The sequence below is a fragment of the Chitinophaga sp. genome, from assembly GCF_017745275.1.
GTDB lineage: Bacteria > Bacteroidota > Bacteroidia > Chitinophagales > Chitinophagaceae > Chitinophaga.
On the sequence record NZ_JAGHZS010000004.1, the window covers coordinates 419,136 to 444,886 of the forward strand.

Sequence of the window (25,751 nt, forward strand, 5' to 3'; positions counted from 1 at the left end):
AAACTGTATGATATTTTCTATTTTTGCATTACTGTTTTCTTTATTAAGAAACAAAAATAAATCGCATGGAGTACAAAGCTGAATATATAACAGAGGACATCAAACTCTCCAGTTATGAGGATAAGTTTTTTAAATCGGACATTATGTTCGACCATCACATGCTGGTATGGTTTATTTCAGGTGAAACAAAAATAGTACAGGCAGATGCCACTTATTTTTTCCGGGAAGGAGACATTTTTCTAATTCCCAGGAACCAGTTAGCTACCATTATCAATTACCCTAAAAACGGGCAGCCGCATAAAACAGTGGTGATGCACTTGTCTGTTGATAGACTCAAAACGTTTTATGCAAACCGAAATGTTGTACCTAAGGTATCAAAGCATCAGAAGATCCACTGTTTCAATAATCATCCTTTATTGGAAAGTTGTATGGCCTCGTTAATACCTTATTTTGGCATGAAGAATCTCCCGGAGGATATTGCTACGCTTAAGATAACAGAAGCTATTAGTATTCTCCGGGCTATTAACCAGGACATTGATAATGTCCTGGCAAATTTTGACGAACCGGGAAAAATCAGCCTGATTGACTACATGGAAAAGAACTTTATGTTCAATCTGCCGGTAGAAAAATTTGGCTACCTGACAGGACGAAGCCTTACCACATTCAAAAGGGATTTCAAAAAAGCCTTTAATACCACGCCGCAACGATGGCTTACACAAAAACGATTGGAACTGGCACACTACCAGTTGGCAGAAAAGAAAAAGAAACCTGTTGATGTTTGTTACGAAGTGGGCTTTGAAAACCTATCCCATTTTTCTTACGCATTTAAAAAACATTTCGGCTATGCCCCAACAAGTTTAATATCCGGGTAAAACCGGTGAACGCCCTCCCCTACGACATTTCGTAACATTATCCATAGAGGTCTCCCCGGCCAACTCCATTTCCCGTTAAATAAACAGCTGTAATAAAGCTTTTCAGTACGTAATTAATGCCATAACATAAATTTACGAAATACCGTAAATAAATAAATGCGCCCAACCAACATAAATATCTGATATTCAATAATTTAAAAGAAGGCATCTGAATTGATTCCCTATGCGAAACTTTTTAGAATGAAACCATCTTCTAATTTATTGTCGCCCAGCAATCATGCACTTGTACTGATCGACTTCGAAGGTCAGATGGCCTTCGCTACCAAAAGCATCTCAACAACTGAACTGAGAAACAACACTGCCATCGTTGCAGGCGCTTCGAAAATTTTTAACGTTCCAACCGTTGTGACTACTGTAGCAGAAGCATCTTTTTCCGGACCTGTATTTCCTGAAATAGAAGAAGTCTATCCGCAGGCAACATCCGGTTATATTGACCGTACCTCTATGAATACCTGGGAAGACCCGGCTGCCTACAAAGCTATCACCGGCAAAGGAAAGCAGAAACTGGTAATGGCTGGCTTATGGACAAGCGTATGTATTGTTGGCCCTGCCCTATCCGCTATTGAAGAAGGCTACACCGTGTATGTAATTACGGATGCCTGCGGTGATGTGAGCACCGAAGCACACGAACGCGCTGTACAAAGAATGGTACATGCCGGCGTTATTCCGATAACCAGTATCCAATACCTGCTTGAACTACAGCGTGACTGGGCACGTCAGGAAACCTATGTTGCTGTTACTGACCTGGTGAAAAAATATGGAGGCGCCTATGGTACCGGTATCCATTATGCTCACCACATGTTACAACACTAAGCTCACCATCTACAAAATCTAGTCAGTGCCTAATACACGCCTCCTCAGTCCTCTGTCGTTTTCAATACTCTTTATTATTACCTTTTCCTGTACCCGGGCCACCGGGCAGGGTTTTAAACTCATGCGTTTCGATGAAGACTTTTCAAACCTGAAAGACTCAACGAAAACCTTTTACAGGAAAATCAAATACATACCTGTCTCCGGGAAAGGCAACGCCTATCTTTCCTTTGGCGGATCAGCAAGAGTAGAATATGTAAACTTCAACAATGAGGACTGGGGAAGGTTAGGCATTGGTCATAATGATTTCCTTTTACAACGTTATGACCTTCATGCTGATCTCCATCTGAATAAACGATGGCGCATTTTCGGTCAATTAAGAAGCGCCTGGGAGACAGGCAGAAAGAACGGGCCACGTCCCATAGATGAAGACCACCTCAACGTACAAAACCTTTTTGTTGACGCAAAGATTTTAAATACCCAAACACAATCTCTTACACTTCGTGCAGGAAGACAGGAACTCGACTATGGCAGTGGAAGACTCATCTCTGTACGGGAAGGTCCCAACCTCCGCCTGTACTTCGACGGAGCTAAAGTAATGTATACCCATACAAACTGGACATTGGATGCCTTTGTGATGATGGCTGACACCATCAACACCGGCGCCTTCGATAACAAATCCGGCAAAACAATTAATCTATGGGGAGTATACAGCAAAATCATCCTGCCGGCGTTCCCAAATATTGATTTGTACTACGTGGGAATCAAACGGGAGCAATCTGTATTTGAAGAAGGTGCCGGCCGGGAATTACGACATACCATCGGCACAAGGATATGGCGCTATGGCGGTGGTTTCATATATAACCTGGAAGGCGCTTATCAGTTCGGCACCTTCAATACTGGTAATATCAATGCCTGGACCGCATCTGCAGAAGCAGGTTATATGTTCGAACACCTCGCCGGCAAGCCAACGCTGAGTCTTCGCAATGACTATATATCCGGAGATAAACACAAAGGAGACGGCAATTTACAATCATTCAACCCACTCTATCCCAAGGGAGGTTACTTCGGATTTAGCCCGCAAATAGGTCCTGTTAACCTGGTAGATATCCATCCCTACGCTACGGTGAATATTGGCAGCAAGATCCTGGCGCAGGCAGATGTAGTGATGAACTGGCGATATGCTACACAGGATGGCGTATACAGGCCCAGTGGCGGATTCAATCTCGCAGGCGCTGCTTCTCTCAAAAAATATATCGGTACCGCATACCTGGTCAGCATAGTGTATAGCCTGAACAAAAATCTTGCATTGAACTGCGGTGTACAATATTTCAAGACCGGTGATTTCATCAAAGAGGTGATTCCAACGCCTAAAGACGGCCTTTTCGTCAATAGCCGGTTAAGCTTCAAATTTTAACGATCAAAAATGATAAACTATGAATAACACAATTTCAAATTATCGCCGCACATTTACCGGCATCTTCAGCGCCGCGCTGATCTTCTTCTATTCTACCGCTTTTTCACAGGTAGTAGAAACGCCTGCTAAAACAACCCCCGTAGGCACTTTAAAGGTATGGGGAAAAGTGGAAGGCATCTCCATTGCGGGACTGGTACAGGGGCCCTCTGCTGCCGAAGCACCACTGCAGGTAGCTTGTGTATTCGAATATACGGAAGGAGATATTTTCAACCCTCCTGCTTTACCGCATAACCTCAACGGTATGGTGCACCTCGATGAAGCGCTCCATGGACAAATCACCGAACTCAGAAAAAGTGGAAAATTCGCCGGTCACTACCTGGAAACCCTGCTGATCACCCCTCCCAAAGGATCCATGAAAGCGGCAAAGCTGCTGCTAATTGGGCTGGGCGACCGTAACAAATTCGATGCTGAACTGATGACGACCATTGGCGCCGTTGCATTGCGTGAAGCCGTTAGATTGGGCAGCGCAGGTTTTTCATTTGCCAGCGATATCAAAGATGCCGGCATAGACTCCCGCACTGCAGATGTAGCAGGTAATGTAACCAAAGGTATTATCAACGCCTGGCATACCCAGCTATACCTCCAACAACGTGGCCTTGCGCCGGTGAGTAAACTAAATAAAGTAATCCTGCTGGCAGGTCCCGCATTTTTTGAAACAGCCGGCGAAGGTATCAGGGAAGCAATTGCATCATCAAAACAATAAACAAATCGGTATGACAAAAGCAGATATGGTCCTGTATAACGGGAAAGTGCATACGGTAGATCCACAAAATCCAACTGCTACAGCAATAGCTATCAAAGATGGCAAGTTTGTAGCTGTTGGTAGCGATGCTGCTATTATGAATGAATACGGCAACGAAGACGCATTGAAAATCGACCTGAAACAAAAGCGGGTAATACCTGGTTTAAACGATTCTCATATACACCTCATTCGCGGAGGCTTAAACTATAACCTGGAATTAAGATGGGATGGCGTTCCTTCTTTGGCGGATGCGTTACGTATGTTGAAAGCACAGGTAGACATTACACCTACGCCACAATGGGTAAGAGTTGTAGGTGGCTGGACCGAACAGCAATTTGCGGAGAAGCGAATGCCTACACTGGCTGAACTCAATGAAATAGCACCGGATACCCCGGTATTTATCATGCACTTATATGACCGTGCATTGTTGAATCGTGCGGCCCTTCGCGCAGTGGGTTTCACCAAAGACACGCCTGCCCCTCCCGGTGGCGTAATTGAAAAAAACAGCAGTGGAGAGCCAACCGGTCTACTCCTGGCCAGTCCCAACGCAATGATCCTGTATGCTACCCTCGCCAAAGGACCTAAACTCTCTTACGAATACCAGGTGAACTCCACCCGTCATTTTATGACAGAATTAAACCGGTTTGGCATCACCAGTGTGATTGATGCCGGCGGCGGATTTCAGAATTTCCCGGACGATTACGAAGTAATTAATGACCTGCATCAAAAAGGCCTGCTTACCATACGCATCGCCTATAACCTGTTTACACAAAGACCCAAACAAGAACTGGAAGATTTCAAAAACTGGACCGGTACCGTAAAATTGCACCAGGGCGACAATATGTACCGGCATAACGGAGCCGGTGAAATGCTGGTATTCTCCGCTGCAGACTTTGAAGATTTTCTGCAGCCAAGACCCGATCTTCCCGGCCACATGGAAGAAGACCTGGAAAAAGTAGTTCGCCACCTGGTGGAAAATCGTTGGCCCTTCCGGTTACACGCTACATATAACGAAAGCATTACCCGGTTCCTGAATGTTTTTGAAAAAGTAAACAGGGAAATACCATTCAACGGTCTTCCCTGGCTATTTGACCACGCCGAAACAATTGATGAACGAAACATAGATCGCGTAAAAGCACTCGGAGGCGGCATTGCCATTCAAAGCAGAATGGCCTTCCAGGGGGAATATTTTACCGACCGGTATGGTAAAGAAGCCGCCGCACATACGCCACCCGTTAAACGCATGTTACAGGCCGGGGTGCCAGTTGGTGCCGGGACTGATGCTACACGCGTAAGTAGCTACAACCCATGGGTAGCGCTTTATTGGCTCTCTGCCGGTAAAACTGTGGGAGGACAACAATTATATCCAAATGAAAATAAATTAAGCAGAGAAACAGCATTGGAATTATATACCAAAGGCAGCGCGTGGTTCTCGGGTGAACAGGATTTGAAAGGAGCCATCAAAGCCGGGCAACTGGCAGATCTTACGGTACTCGACGCAGACTATTTCACTATACAGGAGGAAGCGATCAAACACATTGAATCTGTGCTCACCATTGTAAATGGCAAAATTGTATATGCCAGCAATGAATACGCTGATCACTCGCCGGCGCCTGTCAGGGTGTTACCAGACTGGTCACCGGTGAATCAGTTTGGAGGCTACTATTCTGTAGCTAAAAGCAGTAAGCAGCAACCTGTAGCTGGCGCGCAGCATCATTCATCTTCCATCAGCAGCCATGTGCACAGTTGTGCAGGCAGTTGTGATGTACATGGCCATGACCACAATAAAGCAAGACTTAACAATATACCGGTAAATAACTACACTGCATTCTGGGGCGTTTTCGGTTGTTCCTGTTTTGCATTCTAACATTGAATCTATGAACGAAATCATTCGCATAATACTATACTCAGATGCCGGGAACAACCTGAACAACTACGCTTTGCTGGTTTTCCGGGTACTGCTGGCGCTCGAACTATTCAGGGTACATGGCATGAAAAAATTTCGTGGCGGTGCAAACGGACAACGCGAAGTGGTACCCAATCCACTACACCTCCCATCCAAACTAAATGCCATGGTAGCCACATTATCAGATACCATTGTTCCATTCCTGTTGATGTTGGGCGTAGCAACAAGGCTGGCAGTACTGCCAACCATTGGCGTAACTGCCATAGGATATTTTGTGGTACACAGAAAAGACAGCCTGGAAGTACGGGATGTGCCTTATATGTACACCCTCTCATTACTCCTGCTATTGGTACTTGGGCCCGGCCGTTACTCCATTGATGTGCAATTTTTATATCATCTTTTTTAAATCATCTTTTTTAAACCACCTTTCTATATGCAAGCTAATATCGGAATCAAACAGGAAAATCTCGCAGCAGTATCCCATTCATTGGGAAAAATCCTTGCGGATGAATTTCTACTGTACACTAAAACACGTAAAGCACATTGGTGCGTAACAGGGCCTGACTTTCATACTAAACACCTGTTTTTTGAAAGCCAGTATCAACAGTTGGAAGAAATAATAGATGATGTTGCCGAGCGTATCCGCACATTGGGACATTACCCTCCGGCCACTTTGAAGGAATTCCTGGCACTTACGCACCTTACGGAACTTTCAAGGGAGAAAAATGATGCGCCCGGCTTTATTCGCGAGCTGTTACAGGATCATGAAAGTATCCTTATCCATCTGCGTGAAAATATCAACGGCTATGCCACTGCATTTCATGATGCCGGCAGCAGTGATTATATTACAGGACTGATGGAAACACATGAAAAAATGGCGTGGATGCTCAGAGCTCACCTGGAATAAGTCACTCAATATAAACTGATCCGCATGATGACTGAACAAAAACATAGTATTAACTGGGTAACCTTTCTCTTAGCCTGGGTGGCAGGATTCTGCGATACAGCGACCTTCGTTTCCGGCGATTCTATTTTTTCCGCACACGTTACCGGTAACTTCATCGTATTCGCAGCGCAGGTATCGGCCGGAGGAGCCAGTGCTATGGCCTGGACTAAGCTCCTGACCTTCCCGGTTTTTGTGATCGCGGTGATAATTGGCGGATGGCTGGCAGAGAAATACCAGGGCAGATACATGATATTACTGACAGAAGGCATAATTTTGTCGTTTTGCGGTCTTGGCGCCATCATCCTGCCTATGCTCACAGGGATGGAAGAAAGGCTCATCATTTACCTTATCGTAATGCTAACAGTGCTGGGCATGGGTTTGCAAAATGCATTCGGGAAACTTTATGGTAAAGAAACACATGGACCAACCACTATGATGACAGGAAATGTTACACAAGCAGCCCTGGACCTTGGCAATGTAATCAGGAAAGGTATCCGGGGCAACGAGGTATCTATCTCCGGGCTCAGGAAACAGTTCATTACCATTGGAGGCTTCCTGGCCGGTTGCATTCTTGGGGCTGTCCTTTCCCGTTGGATCGGGTTGAGTGCCATGATGATTCCCGGTGTAGCCATTATCGTTTGCTACCTGCAGGGTGAAGCTGCAGCACAAAAATCAGAAGGTTAACCATATGCTGGAATATATCATCAGCAGCCGTTGTATGACGGCCATTCTATTTTTGCTCCTGGTATCTGTATCCTTATTGGGTCAGGTACCGGGAGTTTATAAGAAGACAGATACCGCCCAGGTTTCAGCCTGGCTGCGGGAAGGCGAAGCATACCTGGACAGGCCGGAGTCAAAGGAAGAAGATATGAAGATGGCATTCCAGGTAGCCGACCGGATGGAACAACGCAGTAAGCAATTGAACTATCAGCGGGGCCTGGGATTAAGTTACCTCCTTCGTGCCAAAGCTTACCGCGAATCCGGTCAGGCGGCTAAAGGAAGGCCCGTAAGCCGGGAGGCGCTGAGTATACTGAATACCTACGGCACCTTGCCTGAAAAAGCCCAGGCAGTGATAGAACTTGGAGGCAGCTACTCTAATGATGGCCCGGATTATGCGCCCAAAGTAGCGTTGTACCAGGAAGGTATCAGGCGATACCTTGAGATGCACGATACACTAAGTGCAGCCAAACTAATGGAATTTGTAGGCGACCTGCAACAGTATGGAGAAGATTACAACAACGCACTTACAACCCTGCAGGAAGCACTTACACTATACCAAAAAACAAACTTTAAAAGGCTGCAGGGGATTTACTCTCTGATCGGCCAGGCCTACCACGGTGCCGGCAATTTTGTGGAATCGCTCCGGTACAACCTAAAGGCAGTGGAAGTAAGCGAAGCATTAGGAGAAGATGGCCAACTGCTATCCACTATCTATAACCGTGTTGGCCTCATGTACTATAGTATCACGTACACTGATCAGGCCCTGGAATATTTTAACAAAGGACTCGAGCATGCAAAAAAATATAATGACACCGCCACCGTGCGAACCATGCTCATAAATATTGCTGATGCCCTAAGGAACAAAAAAGAATATCACCGGAGCCTGGATACATTGGCCAGCACAGAAAAACTGGGCCCTATTCCTGGTGAAAGCGAAATTGTATTGGTGGAAATGACTTATTTAAAAAACTTTGTCGCGCTTAATGAGCTCAACAAAGCACAAATACACTTCCAAAATTTGCTGACATTCCTGGAAAAAGGCAGCGACCAGGAACGAAATAAACAATTATCCCGCCTGGCCGTGATTTTTTATCTTCAGCATATTGGGCGGTTTGCCGAAACAATACCTTTCCTGGAAGATTACCAGCAAACGCTAAAAACATTTCCACTCTCGCTGATACGTAAAGCGGATGCGGAATACATGGCTTTCCGTACCGATTCTGCCCTTGGAAAAATGACCGCTGCTGTAAACCACTTTCAAAATTATAAATATCTCTCGGACTCCCTTACCAATATGAACCAGGCCAAACAGCTTGGTTTACTACGACTGCAATTTGAAACAGAGAAGAAAGACCAGGACATAGAACTGTTGACCCAGAAAAGCAAAGTGCAGGAAATTTCCCTGCAAAAAGGCAAAGTATTCCGAAACGTGATCATTGGCGGTATCTGTATGCTTTCGCTGATCCTTGTGCTGGTGTACAACCGTTACCGGCTGAAAACCAGGACTGCTCAAAAACTGGCGCAGCAGCAACAGGAAATTAATGCGCAAAATAATATACTACAGAAACTGGTAGAGGATAAAGAATGGCTGTTGAAAGAAATACACCACCGGGTGAAAAATAATCTGCAAATTATTATCAGTCTCCTTAATTCTCAATCCCAGTACCTCGAAAACGAAGATGCTATTGCAGCCATCAGGAATAGTCAGAACAGGATGTATGCCATGTCCCTGATACATCAACGTTTGTACAGTACAGATAATCTTGGTGCTATAGACATGAACTGGTACATCAACGAGCTTGTTGGATTTATGCAGGATAGCTTTGATACCAGCAGGAACCTCATTTTTGATATAGATAGTGATGCTCTTATGCTGGATGTAGCGCAGGCCATTCCATTGGGGCTGATCCTGAATGAAGCGGTTAGCAATTCAATTAAATATGCATTTCCGGAAGACAGGAAAGGAACAGTAACTATAATATTTAATAAAGATAGCTACGGATATTGTGCACTCTCCATTGCAGACAATGGCGTAGGGTTTGGCAGGGCAAAGCCGGAAGAATCAACATCACTGGGCATGAGCCTCATGAAAGGACTCGCAGAGCAACTGAATGGCACATTCCATTTAAAAAGCAACGAAGACGGCGTTTTAATACAGGTTCGTTTTCTAATCGGGTCATTTATCAATGCAAACTAATATTACAGGCAATGCAGCGCAAGGAAAAAATTTTGATCGTAGAAGATGAATTCATTGTAAGCAATGATTTAAAGATGATGCTCGTCAAAGGAGGATATGAAGTATGTGGTATCGCTACATCAGTGGAGAAAGCCAGGATAATGATAGACGAAAAGAATCCTGACTGGGTATTATTGGATATTACACTAAAAACGGCTACCAGCGGCATTGAGCTGGGGAAAGAGCTTTTACAACGCAGACTACCGTTTTTATACATATCTGCCAATACTAATCAACAAACCCTGGAAGCAGCCAAAGCTACCCAGCCATATGGCTTCCTGGTAAAGCCTTTCAGGGAGCGTGACCTTTTTATTATGCTGGATATCGCCCGGTATCGTCATGGTGTGGAAAATGGCATGATAAAAAGCGGCACTGTCCAGGAACCCTCTATCAATAACTTTGCCCCGGATATTATCGGAAGTAGTTCCGCCATCAGGAAAGCGCTCGATAAAATAACCGCCGTTGCCACTACAAATACCTCCGTATTGCTACTGGGAGAAAGCGGCACTGGCAAAGAATGTTTCGCCCGGGCCATTCACAAAAACTCGCCCCGGAAAAACAAACCATTTATTACCATCAACTGCGCAGCGCTGCCGATATCCTTACTGGAGTCCGAACTCTTTGGTCATGAACGGGGCGCCTTCACCGGCGCCGTACAAAAACGTATTGGCAAGTTTGAACAAGCCAACGGCGGTACACTATTCCTGGACGAAATAGGCGAACTTCCCCTGGAAGCCCAGGTAAAGCTTTTACGTGTATTACAGGAAAGGGAAATTGAAAAATTAGGAAGTCATGAGCTGGTCAAGCTGGATGTACGGGTTATTGTTGCTACCAACAGGAACCTGGAAAAAGAAGTGGCGGAAGGCCGCTTCCGGCTGGACCTCTATTACCGGCTGAAAGTATTTCCCATTGAATTACCTGCCTTACGGGACCGGAAAGAAGATATTGAGCCATTGGTATATCACTTCCTGAGGCGATTGTCTGCCGCCAACAACAAACAGGTTACAGACATCAGCAATACCGCATTACAACAGCTGATGGAATATCACTGGCCGGGAAATATCCGTGAGCTGGAACATCTTATCGAAAGACAATTTATTCTGACCAACAGCCATCAACTGGATATAACAGCATTCCCGGAGTCACCGCTACCCGTTGACTCTTTCAACGACAAACTGGAAACGCTGGAAGAAATGGAAAGGGCCCACATTATGAAAGTATTGAAAGCCTGCAATGGCCGGGTATCCGGTGAAATGGGAGCAGCGGAAATACTGAAAGTCCCACCACAAACTTTATATTCCAAAATGAAAAAATTGGGTATTAAATCAACTTATAACTGACACCGCCCAGGCAGCTATGGAGAAAGAAACTGCAAGAATAGAAGGCTTTAGCGACGGCGTTTTTGCCATTGCCATCACGCTCCTGGTACTGGAACTGCACGTACCGGAAGGCGACAACAAACCAGCCATCTTAAATAGCCTGGCGAGTCAATGGCCCTCCTTTCTTGCATTCGGGCTTTCCTTTTTCAGTATCTATATTATGTGGGTTAACCACCACAAAATATTCAAACAGATATACCGGCGTAATGGCGCACTGATGTTCGCCAACGGCCTGATACTCTTCCTGGCCACCTGTATATCCTATCCTACTGCATTACTGGCCAAATATTATCATACCTCTTCAGAAACCCTGGCAGTGGCTATTTATACAGGATTGTTCGTACTGATCAATCTCGCTTTTAATTTACTCTGGGCCATTGCAGCCAGCCACCGGGAGTTGTTACGACCTGAAATTAGTCCTTCAGCGATCCGGAAAATAAAAAGGGACTATTTATGCGGCATACCGGTTCATTTATCAGCGTTTACGCTATCCTTTATCTGGCCATCCATCGCTCTCCTGGTATGTGTACTGCTGTGGAGTTATTGGGCCTTTACATCGGGTAAACCGGATCTCTCCCGGGGAAACAATAAAGCAACCAGCCAATAAATAACTTATCGTGTTTCGGGCGATGCTATAAAATGCTCCTTCCTGATCCCCAGCTTTTGCATTTTTGACATCAATGTAGTGGGCGGTAACTGTAATTTGGAAGCGGCACCATTAACTCCTGATATTCTGCCCCCGGACATTTTTATCATCTTCAGGATATGTTCCCGTTCTACATCTGCCAGGGAACGTATCTGATTTACATCATCCATATCAACAGGAAGTATTTTGTTCCTCGTAGGAAGGTTTACTTCAGTTATTGTGTTGGTAGAAGTAAGGAGCACAGCACGCTCAATAAGATGCTCCAGCTCACGGATATTTCCCGGCCAGGAATAAGCCTTTAATTTTTCCTGTACTTTCTTTGTAATGCCGGTAATTTTTCTCCCGGTATTAGTCGCATATTGGCTCATGAAGTAAAACGCAAGTTCCCGGATATCCTCACCCCGTTCCCGTAACGGCGGAAGCGTAACAGGAAATACATTAAGCCGGTAGTATAAATCGCTCCGGAAGCGGCCTGCAAGTATTTCGGCTTCCAGGTTCCTGTTGGTAGCGGCAACAATGCGCACATCTGTTTTAATAACCGAACGTCCACCTATCCGCTCTATCTCTTTTTCCTGCAATGCCCTCAGCAACTTAGCCTGGATTTCCAGGGGAAGCTCTCCTACTTCATCCAGGAAAAGTGTACTGTTATTAGCCAATTCAAATTTGCCTATTCTTTTTTCCAATGCACCGGTAAAACTACCTTTCTCATGGCCAAATAATTCGCTTTCCACCAGGTTAGCAGGAATAGCAGCGCAATTCACTTTGATCATCAGTTTATCACGCCTGGGAGAAGCGCTGTGCACCTGGTGAGCAACCAGTTCTTTCCCGGTTCCCGTTTCTCCAAGTATTAAAACCGTTGCATCAGAAGGAGCTACCTTTGCAACCAGGCCGTGCACTCTCTTCATCGCCTGAGAATTGCCAACAGCGTTATTCGGGAGGTGCTTATCTTTTTTCCATTCTTCTTTCAGATAACCATTCTCCTGCTCCAGCTCTGTTTTATACCTGCGGATTTCCTCCAATTGGGACGCTATTTTTTCATTGGCAAGAATATTCGATATGCCTGTTCCCAGCTGATCAGCTATTCCTTTTAGCAGGCCAAACTGGTACGCTCCAAAAACGCCGGCCTTCCGGGCATACAGATACAATACTCCCATAGGCTTTTTTCCATTACAAATTCTCAACAACATCATCTCTTTCACACCTGAATTATGCCAGTGAATAACATAGGTGGGAACCTCCTTTTGCCGGATCAAACTTTTCATATCCAATACGATGGGATCCTCTCTCCCGATCGCCTGGTTAAATATCCCGTCATGAAAAGGGTGCCGCTGATGTATCACCGGGCTTTCCCCGGTAACAGATTTTATTTTGCTTTCTGTACTATGCAAAAATGGTGTGTGGGTATTATCGTCTTCATTAATAAGACAAAGCGTATAATAGCTGGCGCCAAAATTATCCAATAACTGTTCATTGATAATTTCCCAGAGGTCCGAACGGTGCCTGGCCGCAGCTATCGCTTTTGAAAAGCATAACAGGATTTCAAATTCATTCTTCTTATCAAAAACTCCAATATCCATAAATCTTAATTTTCAATCTGGTAGCATTTATGCCTGGCCAAACCATTCCACAATAATACTATAGTCTACATAAAAATACGATATATCGTAAATTTAACACTCACCCATAATTACATAAATAGCTAATAATCAATAATATAAACACAGGAATAGCGTTTGAACCCTGGGATCACATTCTGGCATACCTCTAATTTTTGAATTCATACTATGTTTGAACAAATCGACAGTTCTATAAACCATATCTCACTGACACCTGCTGAGCAGGAATTATTCCATTCCATGCTCAAATTTAAACGGGTCCGTAAACGTACTTTTCTTTTGCAGGAAGGTGATATCTGCGATTTCGAAGCCTACATCATAAAAGGATGTATCCGCACTTATTATTTAAGTAATGATGGCACCGAAACAATCCTTTCCTTCGCTATAGAAAACTGGTGGGTGAGCGATCCATTCAGCTTTACGGAACAACAACCTTCCAATATGTTTATTGAATCACTGGAAGACTGTGAGTTGCTTATTATTGACCACAAAAGCAAAGCAATGCTTTATGAGAAAATACCCAAATTTGAAGCATTATTCCGGTTATTAATACAGCGCTCTCTTTTCTCCCTCCAGAAACGTTTTCATAGTCTTCTTTCACAATCCGCCGAGCAACGATACCTGGCCTTCATTGAAAAATACCCGCAGGTTGTACAACGTGTACCACAGCATCAAATAGCCCGTTACCTGGGCGTTTCTCCGGAATTTCTCAGCAAAGTGAGAAGTACCCTGCAAAAAAAGAAATGATGTCACAAAGTTCTGTGATACTTCTTTGAGTGCCAATGAACCCGTTTAAGAAATCGCGTTAACCTGCATTAAGATTTGGCGGACAATTCCTCATAAATACAAATGGCCCGGAATAATTCCGGGCCATTTATATACTGGTACCAATAATAACTATTCCCTGATGAAAGACAATAAATCTTTATTGATGGTGGCTGCCTCTGTTGTTGGCATACCATGAGGAAAACCAGGATATGAAATCAGTCTTCCGTTCTTTAAAAGTGCGGCGGCTTTTACCCCGGTAGTAGCAATGGGAACAATCTGGTCATCTTCACCATGCATCACGAGCACTGGAATGTCAACACTCTTCAGGTCTTCTGTAAAATCTGTTTCAGAAAATGCCTTGATACAATCATAGTGCGCCTTTATAGCACCCATCATTCCCTGGCGCCACCAATTGTCCATCACGCCCTGAGATTTCTTTGCTCCTTCCCTATTGTAACCATAAAACGGGATCGTGAAGTCCTCGAAATATTGTTGCCTGTTGGTGGCGGTATTCGCACGTATCTCGTCGAAAACAGATAAGGGAATGCCATCAGGGTTATTTTCGTTTTTAACCATTATTGGCGTTACAGCACTAACAAGTACCGCTTTAGCTACACGTCCTTTGCCATGTTTGGCAACGTAGCGTATTACCTCTCCTCCACCTGTTGAATGACCAATATGTACCGCATTTTTCAGATCGAGTGCCTTCACCAGTTCAGCTACGTCAGCTGCATAAGTGTCCATATCATGCCCAACGGCAGTTTGACTGGATCGTCCATGTCCGCGGCGGTCAAACGCAATAACCCTGAATCCCTGGTTCAGGAAATAAATCATCTGAGCATCCCAATCATCGGAAGATAATGGCCATCCATGGTGAAAAACAAGTGGTTGACCTGTTCCCCAATCCTTGTAGTAAATTTCGGTTCCGTCTTTTACTGTAATCTTGTTCATTTTCGTAAGTTTAGTGGTTTAATAATCAAACTTGGTTTTGTTTAACGAAGAAGCTGATTCGCCCTGGCATCAGGGATTTTGCTATCCTCAATTGTAAAGCAAAAGTCGCTTACCAGGCAGCTACTACCCAATAATGTATATTAAGAATCAGTATTAATCTAGATTAATAATCCGGCGTTTGGAAGAATAGAAAACCTGATCCGGCTACAATAATCACCAATTGGACTACTTCCGCCTACGGTCTATGTGTGAATTTTGCTACTGAACTAAACCAGTAAAAAATGCAAAATCATATCAAAGGGAAGGTGATAGTTATTACCGGGGCAGGGAGCGGAATTGGCAGCGCAACGGCCATCGGCCTGGCTAAAGCAGGAGCCCGAATATTTTTGGGCGCACGTAAAACTGCGGCATTAAAGGAAGTGGCGGACGAGATTATAAACGACGGCGGTGAAGCAAACTTTTTGGAAACAGATGTGACCGATAAAGCACAGGTAGCAGCATTAGCCAATACCGCTGTAAAACGGTTTGGCAGGTTGGACGTATTCATCAACAATGCCGGTGTTAGTCAGCTCGGCGCTATTGAAGACCTGGACATCCCCGGTTGGGAAGAGATGATCGATGTTAATCTAAAGGGCGTACTATATGGAATGGCAGCAGCTATACCCATTTTTAAGCGCCAGGGAGCGGGACAAATCATCAATATTATATCAACATCAGGGATAAAAATCGTACCAGGGCAGGGTGTGTATGCTGCCACCAAAAATGCCGTTCGTACAATATCCGAAGCTTTCAGGCAGGAGTCAGATGGCGCGATACGAATTACCGGTATCTCTCCAGGTTTTGTAAAAACGGGCTTCGCCAATACCATAAAGAACCAGGAAATGAAGACCGCTATATTAAAAAATATGGAGACCTTTGCATTGCATCCGGAAGCTATAGCTAATGCCGTGATTTATGCCATTAATCAGCCAGATGATGTAGAAGTGGGAGATATTGTTATTCGACCGGCAGCTCAAAAATAAATTGGTTCGCATGCAGCATGCTGACATTCATCATTTCAAAAACATTTCGCAACTGATGCGCTTTATGCAGCAGCCAGCACCAGTACATCCGCTAATTGCCCTGGTTGATTACAGCCAACCTGGTACCAGATCTTTTGAGAAGGGAACAAAGATTAGTCTTGATTTCTACAAGATTTCCTTTAAGCATCATTTTGCAGGGCAGGTCAAATACGGTCAGGGCTATTACGATTTTGAGGAAGGTGGACTTGCCTTTCTCAAACCCCGACAAGTGGTTACCTCTCCCAATAATATAGATAGCTACGAAGGATATGCCTTATATTTTCATCCGGACTTTATCAGGAATTACCCGTTGGGGAACTCGATCACTAAATTTGGCTTTTTCTCCTATGCCACTTCCGAAGCGCTTTTCCTATCGGCCAGGGAAAAAGATATCATCAGCAACTTATTTGATGCCATATCGAAAGAGCTGGATAACAATACTGATCAATACAGCCAGGATATTTTAGTTTCGCAGATCGAACTGCTATTAAATCACAGTCACCGTTTTTACAACCGCCAATTCATCACCAGGAAAATAATCAACCATGAGATAATAGCAGCATTGGACAAATTATTAGACGAATACTTTGACAAAGACAATGCGCTGCATCACGGACTGCCATCTGTACAATACATCAGCGAGACGCTGCACGTATCGCCACGTTACCTGGGAGACCTGCTACGATCACTGACGGGGCGCAATACCCAGCAATACATCCAGGACAAAGTGATTGAACTGGCTAAAGATCTGCTTGGGTCCACCGCGCTTACTGTAGCGGAAATAGCCTATCGTATGGGCTTTGAGCATCCTCAGTCTTTCAGTAAGCTCTTCAAAAGCAAACTTCAACAAACCCCTCTGGAGTTCAGGCAAAAATTCAATTGATTTTTTCAAATGATAACGCAATATCAGCGGCTCAAATAACCGCCGTCAACAGCATAATAAGCACCATTTACAAATGAGGCCTTTTCTGTGCTTAACCATAATACCAGCGCTGCCACTTCTTCCGCTTTACCCAATCTGCCTATAGGATGTAGCGTTGCTATCTGCTGTTTCACCTTGTTATCCATACCTGCAGCACTCAATAAAGGAGTGTCAATAAAACCCGGGCCAACCGCATTAATGCGGATGCCCCGCTCAGCATATTCAATGGCTGCAGTCTGGCTGAGTCCTATCACACCATGTTTAGCAGCAACGTACCCTGCAGCATTCGCAAACCCTACCTGGCCCAATATAGAGCTCATATTCACAATATTCCCTCCCTTGGGCAACATAGCCTGTATCTCGTACTTCATACAGTAGAATATACTGTTAAGGTTAACTGCGATCACTTTATTCCATCCTTCTATACTCATATCCCCTACAGGATTACTTTCTCCCCCTATTCCAGCATTGTTGAAAGCAATATCTAACTGCTGGTAGTGCCTGATAGTGGATGCAATAAGGGCTTCACATTGCTGGGCATCACTTACATCGGCAGTAACGGCGTATGCCTGCCCTCCTGCCGCTGTTATTTCCGCTACTACTTTTCGACAAGATTCCTCATGAATATCAGATACAATAACCCTCGCTCCTTCTGCGGCATAAAGCCGGGCAGTAGCAGCCCCTATACCGGAACCACCTCCGGTGACAATAGCAACCTTATTTTCAAGCTGTTTCATAACTATGATTTTTCCCGTGAAACCGCGTTCTTTTCATTTAATAGCGGCCTCATTTAATTTACCTACTGCATCAACAATTTCAAACAGCAGCTCCCGGCTTACGTGATTATAATCTGTCATCACAATATTCTCTCCACGCTTTTTTGCCAGCCAGCTACCCATTCTCAACAAAATTTTATCTGGTAGCGATAATTTATTAAACACCAGTTTTCCGGGAAGAAAAAAGCAGCTACACCTGGATCTGATTTCGGCACTCACATTAACAGCAATGTACTCCTGTAATTTTTCTTTTTCCGAAACAGGGGTGCCTGCCACCAGGAAGAGAAACAACCTTTTACGCAACAATAAATCCTGATGTTGCTCCACCCATTGGCGTAACTGCAATTTTCCAATATAAACACTGGTTCCCAAAATGATATAATCTACGGACTCCAAATCTCCCTTCGCTTCACTCCCTGCTACCACGGCGGGAATATTCAATATATTACCCAGCCAAATGGCATATTGCCGGGTTGCTCCATACTTTCCCTTATAAATAATAATGCCTTTCATAGAAAATACGTTAAGGATGGGTGATAAACACAGGGATATTTACCGTACGCAATATATTTTCCGCGTCACTATGATGAAAAAAACGAGACACCTCACTTCTTCCAAAAGCGCCATAGGTAACAATACAGTCAGTCCTACGTATTAGCAATGCCAGGAAAACAGTAGCTGGTTCGCCCGTCATTATCGCAAATTCCACTTTCTCATAATGTGCCTGCAGATAGGCTTTCAGCTGATGCTCAAACGGGATCGCCCGCTCATTTTTTTCGGCTACATACACTACTTTCACAGGGAGATCTGCAAATCCCGGGAACAACAACGTAAACTGCCGGATAGCATAAATAGAAGAATAGGTGCCGTTATAGGCAAATATAATTTCCTTAATAGGCGATAATACATCCGGTAATACCATCACCGGGCATGCTGCCTCTACCAACAGATCTTTCACAAACCGTGGCGGGTAAGTATCCGGAAGCGCTGTGAAGGAGGTGCTGTTACTGATCAGCAACAGATCTGCAAAACGACTGGCCGCCACCACTTCTTCTACCGGGTAACTAACTGACTCCCTGGCATCAATACCTATATGATCTTTATCACAAAGCTGATGCAACTGTTTTATATTCTTACTTCTCTGCCATTGAAGCGCAGCTCTTCCCTCTATGCTAATCTGCTCATAGGTAACTACAGGAGGTTCTGAAAAAATACCTGCCACGGGAATAGCCCCCGTAGTTAGATTATCCATACAAACGAGTGTCAGCGCACCGTTCGCCTCCCCGGCAAAATATTTAAAACAGGCAACTTGTTGCTCAGAAAAATGAAGGGCATCCATAGCTGCGATAATCTTTTTCATAAAATAGCTTGTTAGTAATGTGAAATAAATATGGGTTGGGTACTCAATTTTAATATGGGTTGTGCCGGATTGGGCTGCACCAGCTTAGATAATAAATTCCGGCCATAAGCGCCCATTACCATAAAAGTGCGTTCCCTGTTAAACAGGTATTCCATCAATCGTCCGCTCACACTGGTATCTTCCAGCACCATAAGCGTTGCGTGCTCATAATGTACCGCTAACCATTCTTCCAGTTTCGCCTTATCTCCCTTTATCTGTTTCCCGGTGTCAACGATACTTAATACCGTTACTTTAGTATGGCGGTACGCAGGGAACAAATGCGTAAACTGCTTAATAGCAAACATCGCCGAAGGGCTTCCGTTATAGGTGAAAACTATTTCCTCAATGCCATCAAAAGCCAATGGAGCAATAACAACCGGGCATTCAGACTTTTCTAACACCTCTTTTACAAAAGCGGTAGGTGTACTCTCCGGCTTCCAGGAAAAACTGGTGGCGGCATCAATTACGAGCAGGTCTGCATACCTGCTTTCCCTTAACACTTCTGCTGCAGGCATCCCCACATTTTTATGTATTTCACAGTTCACTCCGTTGGACTCACAGATGCTTCTAAATAAAACAATATTTTCATCCCTGTATAGTTGCTTCTGTATATCAAGCGGCGCTCCCGGAACTGGTGCACAAACAGCAATTTCCTCAATGGCTTCGGCCGACCTGAGTTCTAATTCCTGGTTTTCGAGAAACACACCAGTCACTTTTGAATGTGTCAGGTTGCCCAGGTAACAGGAAAAATCAAGACATTCCCTGTTCATGGTGACCGCATCGGATATAAATAATATCTTTTCCATAAAGAATATTTTTGTCGAAGCTAGTATCTCCTGTATGTTAAAAAAATGACACCTCTCAGCTTCATTACTGATTGAAATCATAAAACCATTTATGTATCCGGCTTGCACTTCTGCCAGGTAAACCCGATCTTGGCGAAATTCTAAAACCACCAGTTCCAGGTAGGGATACATGGTGTAAAAAAATGAGCATAATCAAGCGGTTATCTGACGGTGGTCATAATCCTGTAAAGAAGATAATAGGAAATTGACGCTTTAATAATCAGCTTATGTCTAGCAACCATCTCGGCAGGCCCGCCGTTACACAGGAATTACCAGGACATGAAGAAAAGTATTTCCTGGAAGGACCAAGGTCCAGAACAAAAGAGTTCTTCTTTTCACTGAAAATATTATTTGAATTTATTCGCGGGTTCAGGGTACTGCATTTTGCAGGCCCTTGTATCGCGGTATTCGGATCGGCAAGGGTACAGCCGGGATCTGACTATTACGAATTGGGACGTAAAATGGGAGCAGGTATTGCTACACTTGGCTTTACCGTTATGACCGGTGGTGGACCCGGTATTATGGAAGCTGCTAACCGGGGAGCAAAAGAAGCCGGTGGCAAATCAGTAGGCTGTAATATTAGCTTACCACGGGAGCAGGCTGCCAATAAATACCTGGACATGCAATTCAATTGCAAGTATTTTTTTGTTCGTAAGGTACTTATGTTCAAATATTCATATGGATTTTTGATATTACCCGGGGGGATCGGCACCCTGGACGAATTTTCTGAGGCACTTACTTTGATTCAAACCCATAAAATCCTTAACTTTCCGCTGGTGCTGATGAACCGCAGCTATTGGGAGCCGCTCATGCCACTATTTCATAAAATGATTGAAAAATACATGATCGACCCCAATGACCTGCAGTATATATTATTAACAGATGCTCCGGATGAAGCCATCGCTCATTTCCAGAAGTATGCTGTTGAGAAATATCATACAAAACGGGAAGCAGAATTTCACCGGTTAATTTTTTTGGGAGAATAGCCACCCTATATATCAAATAATATCCGCGACAGACACTATGAGTTTATCTATTGGTGATTTGGATACCAATTTTCAGCTTAGCATATTTGCGGCAATCCTGGAGCGTATTCCCGGGCTTGTTGCAATAAGAGACCTCAAAAACGGTAAGCTGATTTATATCAACGAAACAGGCATTAAAATGCTGGGGACCGATGATTATGCTTCCCTCGAACTAATCCTCGAACAAAATAAAATAGGTACCGTTGGAGGAACGGCACAAGCCACTACCACCAACCAGGTAGTAGAAGAACGGGAGCTGAAAAACATTAAAGGCGAAACGTTCAGCGGTGTGTACGAAGAAATTTTTCTTAAACACGATCATAAAGATTATTGCTTTTTCAGGATTACCGACATCTTAACAAACAGGCGATATAAACAACAACTCAACCGGGAACTAGAGCGCTTTGGGGCCTTGTTCGATTTCGCCAGTATCGGAATACTGGTAGCAAATCAACAGGGAGAAATTGTGCTCATTAACGATTTTGCCCTGCAGCAGTTTGGCTATGAGCGGGGCGCACTGTTAGGCCAAAAGGTAGAAGTCTTAATTCCCCAACGCGTTCACCACCGTCATATCGGCCATAGAGAAAGATACAATGCTGATCCGCAAAGCAGGCCAATGGGTATTGGTCTTGATTTATATGCCGTACGTAAAGATGGAACTGAATTTCCCGTAGAAATCAGCCTTAGCCACTATTCCAACGAGGAGGGCAAATTCGTAATCGCCTACATCAGCAATATTACTGAACGAAAAAAAGCAGAAGAAAGAGTAGAAAAGCTTTATAATGAACTGGAAGAAATGGTGGAAGATCGTACCATAAAGCTTCGCAGGGCACTGGAAGAGCTGGAAGCCTCCAAAGAAGAATTGATGATCGCACTAGGCAAAGAAAAGGAATTAGGGGATCTGAAATCACGCTTTGTTTCGATGGCCTCCCACGAATTTCGTACGCCTTTGAGTACCATTCTTTCTTCCGCCTTCCTGGTAAAGCATTATGACACAGACCAGGATCAACCTATCCGCAATAAGCATATACAAAGAATTGTGAACAATGTTAGCCTGTTGACGGATACATTAAATGACTTTCTCTCTGTTGGTAAAATCGAGGAAGGAAAAGTACAGGTACGAAGCACAGAATTTGAAATTGAAGAGCATTTCAATACCATTATACAGGAAATGCAGGGAATTATTAAAGAAAACCAGGTAATAGGCTACAAACATACCGGTGGCGAAAAATTAGTCCTCGATACTTCCCTCTTAAAGCACATTGTGATGAACCTGCTGGGAAATGCGATTAAATTTTCAAAATCCGATAGCCTGATAGAAATAGAAACGATTAAAGACGATGATAAATTTATACTTTCCGTAAAAGACAATGGCATTGGCATGTCGGAAGAAGATCAACAACATCTTTTTGAACGTTTTTATCGCGGCAGCAACGTCACCAATATTCAGGGAACTGGTTTGGGATTGCATATCGTCCATAAATACAGCGAGATGATGAACGGAAATATTATATGCACCAGTGAATTAAACAAAGGCACTACCTTTACTATTACTTTCCCTATTGACACTAAAAATACCTCATCCTGATATGAAGAAAATATTGCTGATTGAAGACAATGAAGAACTACGGGACAACACAGCAGACATTATAGCAATAGCAGGCTATAGTGTGCTAACAGCCGACAACGGGAAGACAGGCGTAGAAATGATTCTCCAGCATCATCCGGATCTTGTGATTTGCGATATCATGATGCCTGTGCTGGATGGATTTGGCGTTTTACATCTTATGCAACAACATGAAGAGGTCAGTGATACTCCATTTATTTTCCTGACAGCTAAAACGGAAAGGGCTGATTTCAGGAAGGGAATGGGTATGGGAGCTGATGATTATATTACCAAACCCTTCACCGGAACAGAGCTATGGGATGCAATTGCCAGCAGGTTAAAAAAAGCAGCTATCAAAAAACAACATTTCCCGCCCAACCTGCAAGGGTTAAATAAACTGATGTATGAAGCCACGGGAAAAGAATCCCTTAAAGCATTGGCAGAGGGCAGAAATATTGACAAATACAAGAAAAAACAAACTATCTACGCAGAGGGAAATCACCCTGCCCGGCTGTTTTTTGTATTAAAAGGCAAAGTAAAAACCTCCAAAAGCAACGACTTAGGTAAAGAACTGGTGACAGAACTATATAGCGACGGCGACTTTTTAGGCTACACTGCACTATTGGAAGGATCTGTTTATAAAGACACAGCGGTGGCGATGGAAGAAACTGAAATTGCCATTATTCCACTGGAAGACTTTGAAGAATTACTTCATAACAACTATGAGGTAGCATTACAGTTTATCCGGATGCTGGCCAAAAATGTGGCCTCCAGGGAGCAGCAGTTACTGGGATTGGCATATAATTCCCTTAGAAAAAAAGTAGCAGAAGCGTTGCTGAATCTTCATAAAAAATATAACCCTCAGCACGAACCTCCTTTCATCGTAAAAATCAGCCGGGAGAACCTCGCCAATATTGCAGGTACCGCCACGGAGTCACTCATCCGGACGTTGAGCGACTTCCGCGAGGAAAAACTGATAGATATAAAAGATGGTATTGTTATTATTCTTGATGAAAAAAAATTAGCAAACATGCTTTCTTAACTATTATCGAAACTGGTGTAAATACGTACGAAAGTCTGAAGAAAGCGTATCAAAACTCTCCTGTAATCCATCCATCTTTACTTCCAGCGTTTTTTGTAGTTGGGCTATCTTTTCCGGGTGAATAATGACCCAACTACTTTTTTTTATAATATCCTGAAGTTCACTGACTTCGTGCCGGAGCAGCTCCACCTGTTCATCCATTTTAAGAAATCTATGTTGAAAAATCTCCAAATGTTTCAAATGACTTTTTTCAAAATCATTTGAAAGAATGTGAGCCAGTTTGGTTTTAAAAAAAATGGTTTCATCCTCTATAACCCTCAACACATACTTCCAGGACTCATGTTGTGGTATATGTCCGTTCAAATCATCTTGCATCATCTCATTATTTAATATTAATCGACTAAGTTATCAGCAAACGGCGCAACAATACATGACGATGATCAGTATTTTGGCTGTTTATCATCATTATTACTATTTATTATGCGCTATAAACAGCGGAAATGATAACGCCTGCATCAATACATCAGCCATACTTTCCCTGAACCAACGGGAAACTGTGCTACGCCTGTATGCCCCCAACACTGCCATCGTATCTGCCGGTTGCTCACGCATATAATCCAAAATCTTTTTTTCCGGTACCCCCTCCATGACGCGATAAGTTGCGCCAGGGAAATGTTGATGAATAAAATCCTTTACCAGGTGCTTGTTCACCAGGTGATTCCCCTCCGGGTTAACTGATAATACAGTGGTTGGTAATGTCTGCAAAAAAGACAGCAGATAACTATACATCTTAATGGCATAAACAGAAGAGGGTTCTCCGTCATATAGTAATACGATATTTCTGATATCATTAAAAACAGGAGGCACCCAAACCTGGCCCGGTACAATCAATACAGGGCATTGCACATCTGTAAGCAGATCCCGGATGAAACGTGTAGGCGGATTCATTTTATCATGTACAAACGTCTCCCGAACATCTACTATCAGCAAATCCGCATAAATGCTTTCTTCCAGCGCTACCTGGAGTGCAATATTTGTATTACGATGAACACTATAGGATATTCCGGCTTTTTGACAGGCAGCTTCAAATGTTACAGCAGCGGCCTCACGCTTTGCTTCATCAGCCAGCTCAAGTTGCCTGATGGTAGACTGCGCCGTTCCTGCCTTTAATAACTGGTACAGGTTAAAACTATTATACGTGAAGTCATTGGAGAAAATGCCGGTCAGATGGGCATCCTGGCGTTGGGCAATTAGTATTGCATAATGAAGCGTACTTTCTGAAAATCTAAGGCCATCAAATATGGCGACTATCTTCTGCATAACAGGTCATTTTACTCAAATGTAAAATCACCCGGAATAATGAAATATGATACTCATTAGGATATATCCTGATTATCGTCAGGTCAGGTTTGATGGCACAATGAAGCGCGTCTTCAGCACCTGGAATTATATAATTTTCAAAAGGGCGTAACAGGAATTCCTGTTACGCCCTTTTGAAAATCCTAACATAAAATCTATCCACTGCTACCATTTATTCATTCACCCAAAGGGTCCACTTAGCATCGAATTTATACCATTTGCCATCTGAGCCTTCCCATTTCCAATCAGGCACTTCGCTCCATTGTTTACCATCGGTACTCCAGACAAGTTTTCCCTGGTGAATTTTCAGCCACTTACCATCTTTATCTGCCCACAGGCCATCGGTAACTGCGGCCCATTTCTTCCCGTCGGCACTCCACCAAAGGCCGGCTTTTTTATCCAGCTTATACCAATACGTCTTTCCGTCCTTCATGCCTGGCCAGGTACCGGTTGTTGATTTTATCCATTCACCTGCAGGTGAGTGTTTGCTGAAGGAGGAGCTGCTACCGGCCATCGAAATGTTCCCTTTGCTGATGATGAGTAGCATTACCATACCAGCAGTAATGAATCTGAATATCTTTTTCATA

26 protein-coding genes are annotated in these 25,751 nt (G+C 43.8%); 17 read left to right on the forward strand and 9 right to left on the reverse strand.

The features are described from left to right. The first annotated feature begins 65 nt into the window (after positions 1-65). From J7623_RS14385 to J7623_RS14435, 11 genes are all read left to right on the forward strand, one after another. Positions 66-872, forward strand: a complete 807-nt coding sequence (locus J7623_RS14385; protein WP_291921135.1) for an AraC family transcriptional regulator — start codon at positions 66-68, stop codon at positions 870-872. A 240-nt stretch (positions 873-1,112) separates the two neighbouring features. Continuing rightward, positions 1,113-1,745 carry a hydrolase gene (locus J7623_RS14390; RefSeq protein WP_291921138.1) on the forward strand — a complete coding sequence of 211 codons (633 nt, stop codon included), beginning with the start codon at positions 1,113-1,115 and terminating at the stop codon, positions 1,743-1,745. Positions 1,746-1,770: 25 nt separating this feature from the next. Beyond that, the gene (locus J7623_RS14395; protein ID WP_291921142.1) at positions 1,771-3,159 is read left to right on the forward strand and encodes an alginate export family protein; all 1,389 of its coding nucleotides are present in this window, start codon (positions 1,771-1,773) and stop codon (positions 3,157-3,159) included. A gap of 19 nt (positions 3,160-3,178) precedes the next feature. Further along, positions 3,179-3,922 carry a M17 family peptidase N-terminal domain-containing protein gene (locus J7623_RS14400; RefSeq protein WP_291921145.1) on the forward strand — a complete coding sequence of 248 codons (744 nt, stop codon included), beginning with the start codon at positions 3,179-3,181 and terminating at the stop codon, positions 3,920-3,922. A 10-nt stretch (positions 3,923-3,932) separates the two neighbouring features. Next, entirely contained in the window at positions 3,933-5,828 is a 1,896-nt protein-coding gene (locus tag J7623_RS14405) for an amidohydrolase (protein WP_291921148.1), read from the forward strand. Positions 5,829-5,838: 10 nt separating this feature from the next. Next, positions 5,839-6,273 carry a DoxX family protein gene (locus J7623_RS14410; protein WP_291921151.1) on the forward strand — a complete coding sequence of 145 codons (435 nt, stop codon included), beginning with the start codon at positions 5,839-5,841 and terminating at the stop codon, positions 6,271-6,273. A gap of 27 nt (positions 6,274-6,300) precedes the next feature. Continuing rightward, complete coding sequence (locus J7623_RS14415) at positions 6,301-6,774, forward strand: DNA starvation/stationary phase protection protein (protein WP_291921153.1); 474 nt, start codon at positions 6,301-6,303, stop codon at positions 6,772-6,774. 24 nt (positions 6,775-6,798) lie between these two features. Then, positions 6,799-7,497 (forward strand): YoaK family protein, encoded by a 699-nt coding sequence (locus J7623_RS14420; protein ID WP_291921155.1) that lies wholly within the window; start codon positions 6,799-6,801, stop codon positions 7,495-7,497. A gap of 4 nt (positions 7,498-7,501) precedes the next feature. Then, positions 7,502-9,730, forward strand: a complete 2,229-nt coding sequence (locus J7623_RS14425; RefSeq protein WP_291921159.1) for a histidine kinase dimerization/phosphoacceptor domain -containing protein — start codon at positions 7,502-7,504, stop codon at positions 9,728-9,730. Positions 9,731-9,741: 11 nt separating this feature from the next. Continuing rightward, positions 9,742-11,109 (forward strand): sigma-54 dependent transcriptional regulator, encoded by a 1,368-nt coding sequence (locus tag J7623_RS14430; RefSeq protein ID WP_291921163.1) that lies wholly within the window; start codon positions 9,742-9,744, stop codon positions 11,107-11,109. A 16-nt stretch (positions 11,110-11,125) separates the two neighbouring features. Further along, positions 11,126-11,755, forward strand: coding sequence for a TMEM175 family protein (locus J7623_RS14435; RefSeq protein WP_291921166.1), 630 nt, complete (start codon positions 11,126-11,128; stop codon positions 11,753-11,755). Positions 11,756-11,760: 5 nt separating this feature from the next. On the opposite strand, the gene J7623_RS14440 is transcribed toward J7623_RS14435, so the two are convergent. Next, entirely contained in the window at positions 11,761-13,371 is a 1,611-nt protein-coding gene (locus tag J7623_RS14440; RefSeq protein ID WP_291921170.1) for a sigma 54-interacting transcriptional regulator, read from the reverse strand. 207 nt (positions 13,372-13,578) lie between these two features. Between J7623_RS14440 and J7623_RS14445 the strand changes: the two genes are divergently transcribed. Then, positions 13,579-14,157, forward strand: coding sequence for a Crp/Fnr family transcriptional regulator (locus J7623_RS14445; protein WP_291921173.1), 579 nt, complete (start codon positions 13,579-13,581; stop codon positions 14,155-14,157). 150 nt (positions 14,158-14,307) lie between these two features. Here the strand turns inward: J7623_RS14445 and J7623_RS14450 are convergent, their stop codons facing one another. Beyond that, positions 14,308-15,129 carry an alpha/beta hydrolase gene (locus J7623_RS14450; protein WP_291921174.1) on the reverse strand — a complete coding sequence of 274 codons (822 nt, stop codon included), beginning with the start codon at positions 15,127-15,129 and terminating at the stop codon, positions 14,308-14,310. A 281-nt stretch (positions 15,130-15,410) separates the two neighbouring features. Between J7623_RS14450 and J7623_RS14455 the strand changes: the two genes are divergently transcribed. Then, positions 15,411-16,151, forward strand: coding sequence for an SDR family oxidoreductase (locus J7623_RS14455; RefSeq protein WP_291921177.1), 741 nt, complete (start codon positions 15,411-15,413; stop codon positions 16,149-16,151). 10 nt (positions 16,152-16,161) lie between these two features. Beyond that, positions 16,162-17,073 (forward strand): AraC family transcriptional regulator, encoded by a 912-nt coding sequence (locus tag J7623_RS14460; RefSeq protein WP_291921181.1) that lies wholly within the window; start codon positions 16,162-16,164, stop codon positions 17,071-17,073. Positions 17,074-17,096: 23 nt separating this feature from the next. On the opposite strand, the gene J7623_RS14465 is transcribed toward J7623_RS14460, so the two are convergent. Genes J7623_RS14465 through J7623_RS14480 form a run of 4 tightly spaced genes read right to left on the reverse strand, consistent with a single transcriptional unit; the run spans position 17,097 to position 20,093 of the window. Further along, positions 17,097-17,849 carry an SDR family oxidoreductase gene (locus J7623_RS14465; protein ID WP_291921183.1) on the reverse strand — a complete coding sequence of 251 codons (753 nt, stop codon included), beginning with the start codon at positions 17,847-17,849 and terminating at the stop codon, positions 17,097-17,099. A gap of 33 nt (positions 17,850-17,882) precedes the next feature. After that, positions 17,883-18,401: a flavodoxin domain-containing protein gene (locus J7623_RS14470; RefSeq protein WP_291921186.1), complete on the reverse strand. Its 519-nt coding sequence runs from the start codon at positions 18,399-18,401 to the stop codon at positions 17,883-17,885. A gap of 10 nt (positions 18,402-18,411) precedes the next feature. Then, positions 18,412-19,248, reverse strand: a complete 837-nt coding sequence (locus J7623_RS14475) for a universal stress protein (protein WP_291921189.1) — start codon at positions 19,246-19,248, stop codon at positions 18,412-18,414. An 11-nt stretch (positions 19,249-19,259) separates the two neighbouring features. Continuing rightward, positions 19,260-20,093, reverse strand: a complete 834-nt coding sequence (locus J7623_RS14480) for a universal stress protein (protein WP_291921192.1) — start codon at positions 20,091-20,093, stop codon at positions 19,260-19,262. 266 nt (positions 20,094-20,359) lie between these two features. On the opposite strand from J7623_RS14480, the gene J7623_RS14485 reads away from it, so the two are divergent. Genes J7623_RS14485 through J7623_RS14495 form a run of 3 tightly spaced genes read left to right on the forward strand, consistent with a single transcriptional unit; the run spans position 20,360 to position 23,805 of the window. After that, positions 20,360-21,118 (forward strand): TIGR00730 family Rossman fold protein, encoded by a 759-nt coding sequence (locus J7623_RS14485; RefSeq protein ID WP_291921195.1) that lies wholly within the window; start codon positions 20,360-20,362, stop codon positions 21,116-21,118. A gap of 37 nt (positions 21,119-21,155) precedes the next feature. After that, positions 21,156-22,745: a PAS domain-containing sensor histidine kinase gene (locus tag J7623_RS14490; RefSeq protein ID WP_291921198.1), complete on the forward strand. Its 1,590-nt coding sequence runs from the start codon at positions 21,156-21,158 to the stop codon at positions 22,743-22,745. A gap of 1 nt (position 22,746) precedes the next feature. Then, entirely contained in the window at positions 22,747-23,805 is a 1,059-nt protein-coding gene (locus J7623_RS14495; RefSeq protein WP_291921201.1) for a response regulator, read from the forward strand. A gap of 3 nt (positions 23,806-23,808) precedes the next feature. Here J7623_RS14495 and J7623_RS14500 read toward each other — a convergent pair whose 3' ends face one another. The 3 genes from J7623_RS14500 to J7623_RS14510 form a co-directional block, all read right to left on the reverse strand. After that, positions 23,809-24,183, reverse strand: a complete 375-nt coding sequence (locus J7623_RS14500; protein WP_291921205.1) for a hypothetical protein — start codon at positions 24,181-24,183, stop codon at positions 23,809-23,811. Between the two features lie 93 nt (positions 24,184-24,276). Continuing rightward, the gene (locus J7623_RS14505; protein WP_291921208.1) at positions 24,277-25,125 is read right to left on the reverse strand and encodes a universal stress protein; all 849 of its coding nucleotides are present in this window, start codon (positions 25,123-25,125) and stop codon (positions 24,277-24,279) included. A 211-nt stretch (positions 25,126-25,336) separates the two neighbouring features. Next, positions 25,337-25,750: a hypothetical protein gene (locus J7623_RS14510; protein ID WP_291921211.1), complete on the reverse strand. Its 414-nt coding sequence runs from the start codon at positions 25,748-25,750 to the stop codon at positions 25,337-25,339. Position 25,751 lies beyond the last annotated feature (1 nt).

Coding starts and splice junctions, on each gene's coding strand:
- J7623_RS14440 (WP_291921170.1), bottom strand. CDS start 13,371: ATGGATATTGGAGTTTTTGATAAGAAGAATGAATTTGAAATCCTGTTA.
- J7623_RS14450 (WP_291921174.1), bottom strand. CDS start 15,129: ATGAACAAGATTACAGTAAAAGACGGAACCGAAATTTACTACAAGGAT.
- J7623_RS14505 (WP_291921208.1), bottom strand. CDS start 25,125: ATGCAGAAGATAGTCGCCATATTTGATGGCCTTAGATTTTCAGAAAGT.
- J7623_RS14455 (WP_291921177.1), top strand. CDS start 15,411: ATGCAAAATCATATCAAAGGGAAGGTGATAGTTATTACCGGGGCAGGG.
- J7623_RS14465 (WP_291921183.1), bottom strand. CDS start 17,849: ATGAAACAGCTTGAAAATAAGGTTGCTATTGTCACCGGAGGTGGTTCC.
- J7623_RS14435 (WP_291921166.1), top strand. CDS start 11,126: ATGGAGAAAGAAACTGCAAGAATAGAAGGCTTTAGCGACGGCGTTTTT.
- J7623_RS14460 (WP_291921181.1), top strand. CDS start 16,162: ATGCAGCATGCTGACATTCATCATTTCAAAAACATTTCGCAACTGATG.
- J7623_RS14420 (WP_291921155.1), top strand. CDS start 6,799: ATGATGACTGAACAAAAACATAGTATTAACTGGGTAACCTTTCTCTTA.
- J7623_RS14410 (WP_291921151.1), top strand. CDS start 5,839: ATGAACGAAATCATTCGCATAATACTATACTCAGATGCCGGGAACAAC.
- J7623_RS14495 (WP_291921201.1), top strand. CDS start 22,747: ATGAAGAAAATATTGCTGATTGAAGACAATGAAGAACTACGGGACAAC.
- J7623_RS14490 (WP_291921198.1), top strand. CDS start 21,156: ATGAGTTTATCTATTGGTGATTTGGATACCAATTTTCAGCTTAGCATA.
- J7623_RS14480 (WP_291921192.1), bottom strand. CDS start 20,093: ATGGAAAAGATATTATTTATATCCGATGCGGTCACCATGAACAGGGAA.
- J7623_RS14510 (WP_291921211.1), bottom strand. CDS start 25,750: ATGAAAAAGATATTCAGATTCATTACTGCTGGTATGGTAATGCTACTC.
- J7623_RS14475 (WP_291921189.1), bottom strand. CDS start 19,248: ATGAAAAAGATTATCGCAGCTATGGATGCCCTTCATTTTTCTGAGCAA.
- J7623_RS14500 (WP_291921205.1), bottom strand. CDS start 24,183: ATGATGCAAGATGATTTGAACGGACATATACCACAACATGAGTCCTGG.
- J7623_RS14430 (WP_291921163.1), top strand. CDS start 9,742: ATGCAGCGCAAGGAAAAAATTTTGATCGTAGAAGATGAATTCATTGTA.
- J7623_RS14390 (WP_291921138.1), top strand. CDS start 1,113: ATGAAACCATCTTCTAATTTATTGTCGCCCAGCAATCATGCACTTGTA.
- J7623_RS14400 (WP_291921145.1), top strand. CDS start 3,179: ATGAATAACACAATTTCAAATTATCGCCGCACATTTACCGGCATCTTC.
- J7623_RS14470 (WP_291921186.1), bottom strand. CDS start 18,401: ATGAAAGGCATTATTATTTATAAGGGAAAGTATGGAGCAACCCGGCAA.
- J7623_RS14415 (WP_291921153.1), top strand. CDS start 6,301: ATGCAAGCTAATATCGGAATCAAACAGGAAAATCTCGCAGCAGTATCC.
- J7623_RS14385 (WP_291921135.1), top strand. CDS start 66: ATGGAGTACAAAGCTGAATATATAACAGAGGACATCAAACTCTCCAGT.
- J7623_RS14485 (WP_291921195.1), top strand. CDS start 20,360: ATGTCTAGCAACCATCTCGGCAGGCCCGCCGTTACACAGGAATTACCA.
- J7623_RS14405 (WP_291921148.1), top strand. CDS start 3,933: ATGACAAAAGCAGATATGGTCCTGTATAACGGGAAAGTGCATACGGTA.
- J7623_RS14445 (WP_291921173.1), top strand. CDS start 13,579: ATGTTTGAACAAATCGACAGTTCTATAAACCATATCTCACTGACACCT.
- J7623_RS14425 (WP_291921159.1), top strand. CDS start 7,502: ATGCTGGAATATATCATCAGCAGCCGTTGTATGACGGCCATTCTATTT.